Source organism: Paraburkholderia xenovorans, assembly GCF_046030735.1.
Classification (GTDB): Bacteria; Pseudomonadota; Gammaproteobacteria; order Burkholderiales; family Burkholderiaceae; genus Paraburkholderia; species Paraburkholderia xenovorans_A.
This window is the reverse complement of the sequence record NZ_JAQQBV010000009.1, coordinates 77828-89540: the sequence shown is the minus strand read 5'-3', so window position 1 is coordinate 89540 and position 11713 is coordinate 77828. Positions and strand designations below refer to the sequence as shown.

Genomic DNA, 11713 nt, shown 5'->3' with positions numbered 1-11713 from the left:
GGCAACGCGTCAGCCCTGCATTGATAACCGGTGAAGATGTATTCGAGTGAGGCGCCGATGGTGAACCGAAATCGCGTACAGACGCTTTTCGTCGAGCAACTGTCGAACAGGAGTCAGAAGCTTGAGCTTCATACGTTGCAGTACGAACGTAGTGACGGCTCTAGTCAGGTCCTCGAGCGAGAGATCTACACCGTCGACGATGGTGCGGCGGGACTGCTCTGCGATCTGACTCGACGTATGGTAGTCCTTGTTAAACAGTTCCGTCTCCCCGTGTATTTGCGTGGCGAGTCGGGGTGGACGCTTGAGGCTCCCGCCGGCTTTCTTGATTGCGCGTCTCCCGAGGAGCGTGTGAAACTGGAGATTGCCGAGGAAGCCGGATATCGCGTATCCGACGTGAAGAAGGTCTTCGAAGCGCTAATGATTCCGGGCAGCGTTACGCACGTCGTTCACTGTTTCATTGCACCGTATACGCCTGCCGACCGGGTTAATCGCGGCGGCGGACTGGTTGAAGAGGGAGAAGACATTGAGGTTGTCGAATTACTGATCGACGATGCGGTTCGGATGATCGCAACCGGAGAAATCGTCGACGGGAAAACGATCATGTTGCTTCTGCATGCCGCGCTATGTGTGTTTCGAGGATCGTGACAGGGTACGCCATCCTGCGCACAGGAGGGAATGATTCCGTTGGCTCCGCAGCAATCAACTACAGAGGTCGTGGCCGACTTTTGTGCCGGATTTCCTGCAAGCTATTCGAGAATGGGGTAGGCGTAAACTCAACGTGACCGCGGTGCGAGGACATAGGGTGAGCACTCCTTATCTCGCAAAGTGCCATACGGAGTGGTGTATAGTTAACGGTACATGCGCTCGAAAGTTTAATGTCTTGTGAAGTTGTAAAGTCTTGTGAAAATAATACCGCACGATAGGAAAGCATACGGAATGGCAGAAAAAATGGCCGCCTAACGGCGGTCCTCTTCGCCGCCGTCGCCACAGCGTTGCTACGATGCAGGGCCGTTTTTTGGCCCTAACGTGTTACGTGTGGGAGTGCGAATCGAGCATGAATCTAGGGAGCTACATGAAAGCGGTGATTTTGGCGGGTGGGCTTGGCACTCGAATCAGTGAGGAAACTGTCGCGCGGCCCAAACCTATGATCGAGATAGGCGGCAAGCCTATCCTGTGGCATATCATGAAGTCGTATTCGCATCATGGGATCAACGATTTCATTATCTGCTGTGGGTACCGTGGCTACGTTATCAAGGAGTACTTCGCGAATTATTTTCTGCATATGTCTGATGTAACCTTCGACATGCAGACAAATTCAATGGAAGTTCTCCATCGCAATGCGGAGCCATGGCGTGTAACCTTGGTCGACACTGGCGAGCTGACTATGACCGGTGGCCGACTCAAGCGCGTTTATCCTTATTTGAAGGATGAAGACACATTCTGCTTCACCTACGGCGATGGCGTCAGTGATGTAAATATCACGGAGCTGATTCGGTTCCATCGAGAGCAAAACGTCAAGGCCACGCTCACGGCTGTTCTGCCGCCGGGACGTTTTGGTGCTCTGGACCTCGCTGACCACCGCGTCAAGAGTTTCAAGGAAAAACCTGCCGGGGACGGCGCGATGATCAACGGCGGCTTTTTCGTCCTGTCTCCTTCGGTCATCGAATACATCGAAGACGATTCAACAGTGTGGGAAGCCACTCCGCTCGAAGGTCTTGCGGCGGACGGACAGCTGGCCGCTTACCAACATACCGGCTTCTGGCAGCCAATGGATACCTTGCGAGACAAGAATCATCTCGAAGAACTCTGGGCAAGTGGCCAGGCCAACTGGAAAACGTGGTCATGAATCCTGCATTCTGGGAAGGGAAGCGCGTTTTCGTTACGGGGCACACCGGTTTCAAAGGCAGTTGGTTATGCCTTTGGCTACAGAGTCTCGGGGCGCATGTTACCGGCTACGCACTACAACCGCCGACATCGCCGAGTCTCTTCGTCGAAGCGGACGTCGGAGCCGGCATGAAGTCGGTGATCGGCGATGTGCGTGATCTGTCGGCGTTGAGCAGCGCGATGCGCGAGGCGGATCCACAGGTTGTCATACACATGGCGGCACAGCCGCTGGTCAGGTATTCGTACGACGACCCGGTCGGCACCTATGCCACGAACGTGATGGGTACGGTGAACTTGCTCGAGGCAGTGCGGGGCAGCGCAAACGTGCGATGCGTCGTCAATGTCACGACGGACAAATGCTACGAAAACCGCGAATGGATGTGGGGCTATCGCGAGATCGATGCGCTCGGCGGCTTCGACCCGTATAGCAACAGCAAAGCATGCTCGGAGCTCGTTACCGACGGGTACCGGTCGTCATTTTTTGCTGCGTCGTCTGGCCCCGCAATAGCGTCGGCAAGAGCGGGCAATGTAATTGGCGGCGGTGACTGGGCTCGCGACCGGCTGGTGCCCGATGCCGTGACCGCCTTTCTTGCTGGTCACGCGGTACAGTTGCGCAACCCATCGTCCACGCGGCCCTGGCAGCATGTGCTCGAACCGCTTAGAGGTTATCTCAGCCTGGCGGAGCGTCTCTTCACCGAAGGCCAGGCGTTTGCCGCCGGGTGGAACTTCGGACCTAACGACGAAGACGTGCGCCCGGTGAGCTGGATCGTCGAGCGGCTTGCCGTGCACTGGGGCAACGATGCAAAATGGTCGGTCAGCGAGGGGAACCATCCTCACGAGGCAGGCATTCTCAAGCTGGACATCTCTAAAGCGCGTAGCCGGCTTGGGTGGCATCCGCATCTGAGACTCGACGATGCGCTAAAGCTCATCGTAGACTGGGCACAGCGGCGTAGAGAGGGCGAAGACGTACGGGAGTTGACGCTGTCGCAAATCACGCAATACCAGAAAGGCGCCATTTTGCTCCCCGTGCCTGGCGAGGTTATCAGGCGGAGCTAGTCAAAAGGTCCTGCCGCGCTAGTTGTGATGCGTGTTCCAGCCATTGCGACGCATAGCGTTATCTTTGTTTGTTGGCTCTTAGTTTAAAACCAAACTTATGCAAAACCCCAGAACACAAGCTATTCGCGAACAAATCGCCAGTCTCGTTAGCGAATATGCGTCGATCGCCCTTCGTCCGGAACCTTTCCTTCCCGGTCTGTCTGTCGTCCCGCCGTCGGGCAAGCTGATCGACGAGTCGGAACTCAAGGCGATGGTAGAAGCGTCCCTCGATGGTTGGCTGACTACCGGGCGCTTCAACGACGAGTTTGAAAAGAGACTGGCCAAATACATTGGCGTCGAGCATCTGATTACGGTCAATTCCGGCTCGTCCGCGAACCTCGTTGCCTTTTCGGCGTTGACCTCGCCGGCGCTCGGCGAGCGCGCAATTCGCCCGGGCGACGAAGTCATCGGCGTGGCCGCCGGCTTCCCGACTACGGTCAATCCGATTCTCCAGTTTGGCGCGGTGCCGGTGCTCGTCGACGTCGAACTTGGCACATACAATGTCGACGTCAGCTTGCTTGAAGCGGCAATCAGCCCCAAGACAAAAGCGATCATGCTGGCGCACACACTCGGCAACGCATACAACCTGGATGCTGTGGTCGCGTTGTGCAAGAAACACAACCTGTGGCTCGTAGAAGACTGCTGCGATGCGTTGGGAACAACTTACAACGGCCGCATGGTCGGTACATTCGGCGACATCGCGACCGTTAGCTTCTACCCCGCACACCACATCACGATGGGCGAAGGCGGCGCGGTCTTTACGAATAATCACGAACTGAAGCGGATTGCAGAAAGCTTCCGTGACTGGGGCCGTGACTGCTACTGTCCTCCCGGCAAGGACAACACCTGCGGCAAGCGGTTTGGCTGGAAGTTGGGCGAATTGCCCGAAGGCTACGACCACAAGTACACGTATAGCCACTTGGGCTATAACCTGAAGATCACCGATATGCAGGCTGCGTGCGGACTGGCGCAGTTGGAGAAGGTTGATGCCTTCGTCAAGGCGCGACGCGACAATTTCGCGTTCCTGCACGAGCGGCTTTCGTCCTGCGAAGAATTCCTGATCTTGCCCGAACCTACCCCGGGCTCCAATCCGTCGTGGTTTGGATTCCCGATCACGCTTCGGGAAAATGCACCCGTCTCGCGCGTCGATCTGTTGACGTACCTGGATCAGAACAAGATCGGTACGCGACTTTTGTTCGCTGGAAACCTGACGCGTCAGCCGTACATGCTGGGTCGCAACTTCCGCGTTGCAAGCGAGTTGAAGAATACCGACACCATCATGACCAGCACGTTCTGGATCGGCGTACAGCCGGCTTTGACGCGTGAAATGCTTGAATTCACCGCGAGCAAGATCGAGGCTTTTCTTGGCGTGAACTTTTGAGGACTGAGAAGTGACGAAAATTTCGATGGATATTTACCGCAAGTCGGTTGTAGCTAACTTTAGCTTCCTCAAATCGGCGGTCAATGCGCAGCAAGCGTTCTTGCGCGCCGTTGCAATCGGCGATCAAGGGTTCCTGGTTCCGGTTTCCGAGGTTCATCTCGAAGACGAATCGTTGCTGCAGCGCCTGACCGAATGGCGCAATACGAACGTTGAGGTGTATCCGACCCAGTTCCATGCGACGCTCGAAAGTACGCGTGCCTGGATGAAGGACCGGCTTTTGGCTGTCGAAGACCGCATGCTCTTCCTTGTGACTGACACCAAGGGCAAAGTGTTCGGTCATATCGGCTTCAATGGCTGCTACAACGACGAAGCGTTCTTTGAGGTCGACAACGTTGTGCGTGGCGAACAGGACGGCGAGAAGGGCCTGTTCTCTGCGGCACTGCGCACGCTGGTCGAATGGGCTCGCACGACCACGGTAGTCGAAGGCTTCTTCCTGCGCGTTATGGATGACAACCCTCAAGCCATCGAGTTTTACAAGCGCAATGGTTTCGTCGAGACGAAGCGCATTCCGCTGAAGCGTTCGGTGAAGGGCGAAACGACGTCATATTCGGAAGTCGCTGCTGGCGAAGCGGCAGACAAGCATTTCGTACGCATGGACTGGTCGCCTGCGGTAGATGAGATCGGCAAGTCGCTGATCCTGACGGCCGGCCCTTCCATTTCGGCGCGCGAAACGAACTACGCGTTCGATGCTGCGGCGAAGGGATGGAACAAGGAGTGGTCGAAATACCTGACTCGCTTTGAGAAGCAGTTCGCGGAGTACGTCGGCGTCAAGTATGCCCTCGCAACGTCCAGTTGCACCGGCGCGCTTCAGATCGCGTTGATGGCTCTCGATATCGGTCCTGGCGACGAGGTTATTGTGCCGGACCAGACTTGGGTGGCTACCGCGAACGCAGTGCGTTACACGGGTGCTACGCCTGTTTTCGCCGATATCGAACTGGACACGTGGAATCTCGATGCATCTTCGGTTGAGTCGCTGATTACCGAGAAAACCAAGGCAATCATGCCTGTGCATATGTACGGGCATCCGGCACGCATGTCGGCGATTACTGCGGTCGCGAAGAAGCACGGACTCCCGATCGTTGAAGATGCGGCGCCCGCAATCGGCGCCGAATGGCAGGGCAAGCGCTGTGGTACGTTCGGCCAGTTCGCCGGTTTTAGCTTCCAGGGTGCGAAGCTGATGGTGACGGGCGAAGGCGGCATGTTGGTCACGGACGACGACGCGCTGTATCAGAAAGCCCTCAAGATTTGGGACCAGGGCCGCAATCCGTCACGTACGTTCTGGATCGATGCCGACGGCGTCAAGTTCAAGATGTCGAACATTCAGGCCGCCCTCGGCTTGGGGCAACTCGAGCGCGTCGATGAACTGATCGAAATGAAGCGCCGTATTTTCAACTGGTATCAAGAAGGCCTCGAAGGCGTGCCGCACATCCGGCTGAATCAGGAAATCGAAGGGGCACGTAGCATCTATTGGATGAGTAGCCTGTTCCTGGACGAGTCGGCACCGCTTTCGCGAGACGAGTTGATGAAGCGTCTGAAAGAGCGCAACGTCGACAGTCGGCCTGTGTTCCCCGCTATCAGTCAGTATCCGATCTGGACGACCCAGCAGCAGCCACAGCCTACGGCCATGCGCGTAGGTCTTCAAGCGATCAACCTGCCTAGCGGTGTTTGCCTGAAGCGCGACGAAGTCATGTACGTCGCTTCGCAAATTCGAGGTCTACTGGGCGCTTGATGTCGATGACAAACCACACCCAAAGCTTTGCACGGAATGTCCGGTGCAACGCACTGCGCATGGTCCATCGCGCGAAGGCCTCCCACATCGGGAGCGCCTTATCCATAGCGGACATCGTGTCGGTGCTCTACGGAAAGGTGATGCATGTCGATCCGAAGAATCCCACGCTCAAGGACCGCGACCGTTTCATCCTCAGCAAAGGGCACGCATGCGTGGCGGTTTATGCAGCGCTTGCCGAGGCTGGATTCATCGCTCAGTCCGAGCTTGAGACATATGGCGCGGATTTCTCCTGGCTGATGAACCACATCAGCCACAAGGTGGCGGGTGTGGAGTTGTCGACGGGCGCATTGGGGCACGGCCTGCCGTTCGGCGTTGGCAAGGCGCTGGCTGCCAAAACGCGCAAGGCCGACTGGCGCGTATTTGTCGTCCTCAGCGACGGTGAGATGGATGAAGGCTCGAACTGGGAAGCCATGATGTTTGCCGCACATCACAAGCTCGACAATCTTGTCGCTGTGATCGACTACAACAAGCTGCAAAGTCTCGATACGGTATCGCGGACATTGAATCTCGAACCGCTGACCGACAAGCTCAGGGCGTTCGGTTGGGATGTCGTGTCCGTCGACGGGCACGATCACGATGCGCTGGCTTCGGCACTCGATGCTCGCACTCCCGGTCACCCGCGAATGATTGTGGCTGATACGGTCAAGGGGAAAGGCGTGAGTTTCATGGAGAACGAAGTGCAATGGCATTACCGCTCGCCGAGTGATGAGCAACTGGCCGCGGCTCTGCGCGAACTGGAGGCCGCCAATGCGTAATGCCTTTATCGACGAACTCATCGCTCAGGCAGAGCAGCACGAGGACATCGTTCTCGTCGTGGGCGACTTGGGCTATGGCGTCGTCGAGCCATTTGCGAAGCGATTTCCCGAGCGCTTCTTTAATGCAGGTGTGGCCGAACAGAACATGACGGGTCTGGCTGCTGGGTTGGCGTCAGAGGGTTACCACGTCTTCACTTATTCAATCGCAAATTTCCCGACTTTCCGCTGTGCGGAGCAGATTCGCAATGACATTGACTATCACGGGTTGCCCGTGACGGTGGTGGCGGTCGGCGGCGGCCTTGCGTACGGGAACCTGGGTTATTCCCATCATGCAGTCCAGGACTACGGGCTCATGCGCATGTTTCCTAACATGTTGATTGCGGCGCCAGGCGATCCGATGGAAGTTCGTGCGTGTGTTCGTTATCTGTGCGCTAACCCTGGGCCGTCATACTTGCGACTGGGTAAGGCCGGTGAGCCAAGCTTTCACGATGGCGTTCCGGAAATCGCACCGGGTAAATGGCTGACGGTCAAATCAGGCAATGCCGCGCACAAAACTTTGCTGTCGACGGGGGCTGCGCTCGAATTCGCAATGAGCTTGGCGACCGACTCATCGTATGTGGACTACGCAGTCCACTCGCTGCCGCTTTGGGGCATGGGACAGAAGGCCACGCAGGAAGGGCAGGTAGAGGCTTGGCAGGCGGTTGTGACCCTCGAAGATCACTTGGAGGATGCGGGGTTCGGCTCCTGGCTGCGTGAGGCGGTCACTGCCAATCCGCAACTCATGCTCAATATCAAAACCTGGGCGCTGAATTCATCGGTTTGCGGGAAGGTGGCCAAGCAGGCAACACTCAATGCATTGGGTGGCCTCACGCCAGGCGCAGCCACATAAATTTAATAATATGTCCGAAACAAGCAATCTCCGTCCGTCACAGGTTGAGGCACCCACGCTTCCGCAAGTTCCCGCAGATCCGGTTGTTGCCATCTCCATTCTGGTTCCTACGTACAACCGTGCAAAATATGTCAAGGAACTGCTGGATCGGTTCAAGGCAGAATTGCGCAAGTTACCCTCGGGCGAGATAGAGGTTATCGTCGTCGACAACGCGTCGACCGATTCGACGACGGAAGTCGCGCGCAAATTCGAGCATCTGGAGTGGTTCCGGTTCATCCGGAATGCGAGCAATGTCGGCGCTTCGAAAAATCTCTTCATCGCGCTTCCTGCGTGCAGGGGCAAGTACGTCTGGTGGATGGGTGACGACGATTGGCCCGAACCTGGCGTGATTGGGGCGGTCTTGAACACGATCCGATGGAATCCGGGGGTCGGCACGATCTTCTTGAACCGCCGTCTGCTTGATGCGCATAGTGGAAAGATCACCGTGTCGGAGTTCATTCCCGATCTGGCAGACAACTATAGCCCGACGCTGATGGACCTCATGCAGACGACAGGCCCGATGACGTTGTTCGGGTCGATCTCCGCGTTCCTTTTTCGGAGCAAGCCGGAGATCGCCGAGAATCATCAGAGGCATGTCGAACTCATGACCTCCTTTCCGCATGTGGGCTCGTTGCTGGAAAATTTCTACGACCAACCCGCGGTGACGCTCGGCAATCAATTCGTCGTCTGTACGATCGAGAATCATCGTCCCGATACATTCGATTACTCGAAGTTCATGCAGCGCTCCCCGCACTACGGCCTGTCAGTGGGCTACGCGCGACTGCTGTACATGTTGACCGACAAAGACAACTTTCCGCTTTACCGGTTGCGGACGGCGCATGAACTTTCCCCGTTTCAGAAAACCTCGTTGCAGATTCCGCAGTTCATTGCCTATCACCTTCGATGCGGCGCGCACATAGGCGATCCGATCAACATCTACGAGTTGCGTCTTATCAAAGAGACGTTCGAATTGTTTCGCACTGATACGGCGCGGCGCGAATACTCTCGACTCGAGATGAGTTTGCGCGCAACGTGGTTCATGCATCGTGTTTTCGCGTTCACCGACCGGTCGCGATCGATGGGGGGGGTCCTCAACTCCGCTGCCCGGCTCGTGCGTATTTCGAGACGAATCAGAGGATTGAAGCGCGCGGTGTGGTCGAAGATTAGGGGGCGCCGCTGATGTCCTGCGGTTGCCGGGCCCTGTTTCCGGGGCTTGGTTCGTTACACGGCTCGACTGGGTAGCAAACCGGCGGCTCGCGGTATCGATTCTTTATCTGTGCTTTTGCATCGAACCGCGCCCCCAACGTTACATCAAGCTTACGCAAATAAGCTGCGGTGCAGCTTGAACGCTGCTTTGAGGCGACGAGCATCCGTGAAATCGGATATCACACACCCCGACCTCGGATAGCGTAATAGGCATGCCAACGTCGACGGAGCCACGTTTTGTCCCAAAAAAACTGGGCTGACGTCAGCGAGCGGTAACGCAGCTGTGTTCCGTTGATATAATCCTTGTCTTGATAAACATGGCGGGTGAACCGCGTCCTTGTGCCGAGGCGATCGAGTAGCATCGGGCTCACTATCGCATCCCACTGCTCTATAGGGCAAAGCAGCACGCACTGTCACACGTGTGTCGCGTCAAGAGCCGCCTTGCACCAGAATCGATTGGTCTTCGGAGTCGCGTTTGAATTTGTGCATATGTGTGCCGACGTTTAACCGCGTTCGCTGTCTTGAGCAGTTGCTGCAGTCCATCCGGTTAAACGCTCCGCAGTGCGACGTCCTTGTACTGGACAATGCGTCAGACGACGGCACCGAACACTTCATGCGATCGCTGGCTCACGCCGGTCGGGTGCGCTACGACAGAAATACGGTGAACCGCGGAGCGATTGCGAACCTGTTGGACGTTGTTGCAAAAGCGCAGAGCGAATGGGTGCTGATCATGAGCGACGACGACGTCCTCAGGATGGATCTGGACTTCATCGACTCCATCGACTCAGACAATGTCGACGCGATCCTGCTGGGGCGATGCGATGGTGACGCCGAACTCAATTTCCTTCGCGACTGGCCGTATATCGACGCGAGCGCGACAGGGCACGCGCGTGGCGCCGCCTATACGTTCCGTACGCTAGCGGAACTGTTCGACGCGGGGCGCTGTCTTGGGGCTGCATTCACGCTGATCTCGGGCGTCGTAGTTAGACGCGAAGCGTGGCTGCGGTCTGAGGCCGAGTTGCGAAGTGGTCCCTGCGCGCAGGAATATGCGCGCTCGCTCTTCCCGCACTCGTGGATCATTATCAATCTGATGAAGCACGGTAGTGCTGTGGTCGTGAAAGACCAACCCGTCGTGATGGCGCGGCATGGGAACGACCGTGTGTGTGACAATAATGTGCTGGGGCGAGCGCTGCTGGACATTCGCGAATTCGAATCCGTCGCTTCCACGCTGCTCCAGAGCGACCGTCGCGCAGCGGCCGGATTGCTTGGCCTTGTCGGTCGGCACATCCAGAATCATGTTTTTCCGCGCGCCTTTGCCGCCATTTATCAACGCGCGCGTTACGGTGCCACGGAATGGGCCTTGTTTTCGCAACGGGCTGTCCGTTACCTTACGTTCGCTCAACGTACCTTTCCATCGCTTATCCCCTATCCGGTTCTGAAACAGGTGTACCGCTTTTACCGGCGCTTCGTAGCATGAGGGCGGTGTCCGATGTGAAGCCGACCGTTAGCGTGGTGATCGTTAACTATAACGGTGGGCAACTGCTCAACGAGTGCGTGCAGTCGCTGCGAGGTCAGACGTATCCGATCGAACGCATTCTCATTGTGGACAACGCTAGCACCGACGGTTCGTTAGCGGTCGTCGAGATGTTCCCGGGCGTGGAGAAGATGCCGCTTGGCTACAACTCTGGTTTTGCGGAAGGCAATAATGTGGCGTTCGAGCGTTGCGACACGGACTTCGTCGCATTGCTCAATCCCGACGCGATTGCCGACCCGCACTGGTTGGAGGAGCTCATCGCCACCGCAGCGCAGCATCCGGAGGCGGGGTCGTTCGGGTGCCGCCAGATGCAACCTGGCACCGATGGATTGCTGGACGGGACGGGCGACGTGTACCACGCGAGCGGTCTTGTCTGGCGGCGCGGCTATAACAGGCCGATGCGCGCCCGCGATCTTGAAGCTGCGCCGATTTTCTCGGCGTGTGGAGGCGCGGTGCTCTACAGGACGTTAGCCATCAAGGCGGCTGGCGGTTTCGACTCGCGGTTCTTTTGCTACGTCGAAGACGTCGATCTCGGCTTCCGGCTCCGACTGGCCGGTTGGCAATGTCGTTATGTGCCATCCGCGCTGGTCTATCACGTCGGCGGTGTATCGTCAGGTGGACCGCAGAGCGAGTTTTCGCTGTATCACGGGCATCGCAACCTAGTCTGGACCTTTGTCAAGAATATGCCCGGCTTTTTGTTCTGGCTGTTTTTGCCATCGCATATAGCCCTGAACGTCGCGACGGTGGTGATATTTGCCGCCAGGGGTTACGGACGAATCCTGCTAAAAGCGAAGTACGATGCAGTGCGCGGACTGTCCGACATGATCCGTGCGCGCAAAGACTTGCAGGCGAATCGCAAAGTAGGAGCGCTATCCATCTTGAAGGCACTCGACTATTCACCGATACCCAACTTCCGCGAGCTTCGCCGTAAGTTAAATGCAGTCGTGCAACCCGTTTGTCGCCGCTTAAACAGGCGATAGGTGCCCTTGCCGTTCCGCACCAAAGCAGGCTCGACCGTCACCGCAGCAGCGCAAAGGCGAGCGCGGACGAAGCGCTTGTCCAGTGAAGATTAACGAGAGAG

The 11713-nt window shown here is 57.0% G+C and carries 10 protein-coding genes; all 10 read left to right on the top strand.

Translation table 11 applies throughout. The features are described 5' to 3' along the window. Positions 1-36 precede the first annotated feature (36 nt). Positions 37-645 carry an NUDIX hydrolase gene (locus tag PQQ51_RS11075; RefSeq protein WP_408496934.1) on the top strand — a complete coding sequence of 203 codons (609 nt, stop codon included), beginning with the start codon at positions 37-39 and terminating at the stop codon, positions 643-645. A 427-nt stretch (positions 646-1072) separates the two neighbouring features. Next, positions 1073-1846, top strand: a complete 774-nt coding sequence (gene rfbF, locus PQQ51_RS11070; RefSeq protein ID WP_408496818.1) for a glucose-1-phosphate cytidylyltransferase — start codon at positions 1073-1075, stop codon at positions 1844-1846. Beyond that, the gene (rfbG, locus tag PQQ51_RS11065) at positions 1843-2940 is read left to right on the top strand and encodes a CDP-glucose 4,6-dehydratase (protein ID WP_408496817.1); all 1098 of its coding nucleotides are present in this window, start codon (positions 1843-1845) and stop codon (positions 2938-2940) included. The genes rfbF and rfbG overlap by 4 nt, the downstream gene beginning before the upstream one ends. A gap of 97 nt (positions 2941-3037) precedes the next feature. Further along, a complete protein-coding gene (rfbH, locus tag PQQ51_RS11060) occupies positions 3038-4360 on the top strand; it encodes a lipopolysaccharide biosynthesis protein RfbH (protein WP_408496816.1) in 1323 nt (440 codons plus the stop codon). A gap of 25 nt (positions 4361-4385) precedes the next feature. After that, positions 4386-6149 (top strand): bifunctional GNAT family N-acetyltransferase/PLP-dependent aspartate aminotransferase family protein, encoded by a 1764-nt coding sequence (locus PQQ51_RS11055; protein ID WP_408496933.1) that lies wholly within the window; start codon positions 4386-4388, stop codon positions 6147-6149. A 5-nt stretch (positions 6150-6154) separates the two neighbouring features. After that, positions 6155-6964, top strand: coding sequence for a transketolase (locus PQQ51_RS11050; RefSeq protein ID WP_408496815.1), 810 nt, complete (start codon positions 6155-6157; stop codon positions 6962-6964). Next, positions 6957-7853, top strand: a complete 897-nt coding sequence (locus PQQ51_RS11045) for a transketolase family protein (RefSeq protein ID WP_408496814.1) — start codon at positions 6957-6959, stop codon at positions 7851-7853. The genes PQQ51_RS11050 and PQQ51_RS11045 overlap by 8 nt, the downstream gene beginning before the upstream one ends. Then, positions 7816-9072: a glycosyltransferase family 2 protein gene (locus PQQ51_RS11040; protein WP_408496813.1), complete on the top strand. Its 1257-nt coding sequence runs from the start codon at positions 7816-7818 to the stop codon at positions 9070-9072. Before PQQ51_RS11045 ends, PQQ51_RS11040 begins: the two co-directional genes overlap by 38 nt. 447 nt (positions 9073-9519) lie before the next feature. Continuing rightward, positions 9520-10575, top strand: a complete 1056-nt coding sequence (locus PQQ51_RS11035; RefSeq protein ID WP_408496812.1) for a glycosyltransferase family 2 protein — start codon at positions 9520-9522, stop codon at positions 10573-10575. A 5-nt stretch (positions 10576-10580) separates the two neighbouring features. After that, on the top strand, positions 10581-11612 hold the full coding sequence (locus PQQ51_RS11030) for a glycosyltransferase family 2 protein (RefSeq protein WP_408496811.1): 1032 nt from the start codon (positions 10581-10583) through the stop codon (positions 11610-11612). Positions 11613-11713: the final 101 nt, after the last annotated feature.

Bases quoted from the DNA above. Each gene is read 5' to 3' on its own strand.
- PQQ51_RS11055 (WP_408496933.1), top strand. From the start codon at position 4,386: ATGGATATTTACCGCAAGTCGGTTGTAGCTAACTTTAGCTTCCTCAAA.
- rfbH (WP_408496816.1), top strand. From the start codon at position 3,038: ATGCAAAACCCCAGAACACAAGCTATTCGCGAACAAATCGCCAGTCTC.
- rfbF (WP_408496818.1), top strand. From the start codon at position 1,073: ATGAAAGCGGTGATTTTGGCGGGTGGGCTTGGCACTCGAATCAGTGAG.
- PQQ51_RS11075 (WP_408496934.1), top strand. From the start codon at position 37: ATGTATTCGAGTGAGGCGCCGATGGTGAACCGAAATCGCGTACAGACG.
- rfbG (WP_408496817.1), top strand. From the start codon at position 1,843: ATGAATCCTGCATTCTGGGAAGGGAAGCGCGTTTTCGTTACGGGGCAC.
- PQQ51_RS11045 (WP_408496814.1), top strand. From the start codon at position 6,957: ATGCGTAATGCCTTTATCGACGAACTCATCGCTCAGGCAGAGCAGCAC.
- PQQ51_RS11050 (WP_408496815.1), top strand. From the start codon at position 6,155: ATGACAAACCACACCCAAAGCTTTGCACGGAATGTCCGGTGCAACGCA.
- PQQ51_RS11040 (WP_408496813.1), top strand. From the start codon at position 7,816: ATGCATTGGGTGGCCTCACGCCAGGCGCAGCCACATAAATTTAATAAT.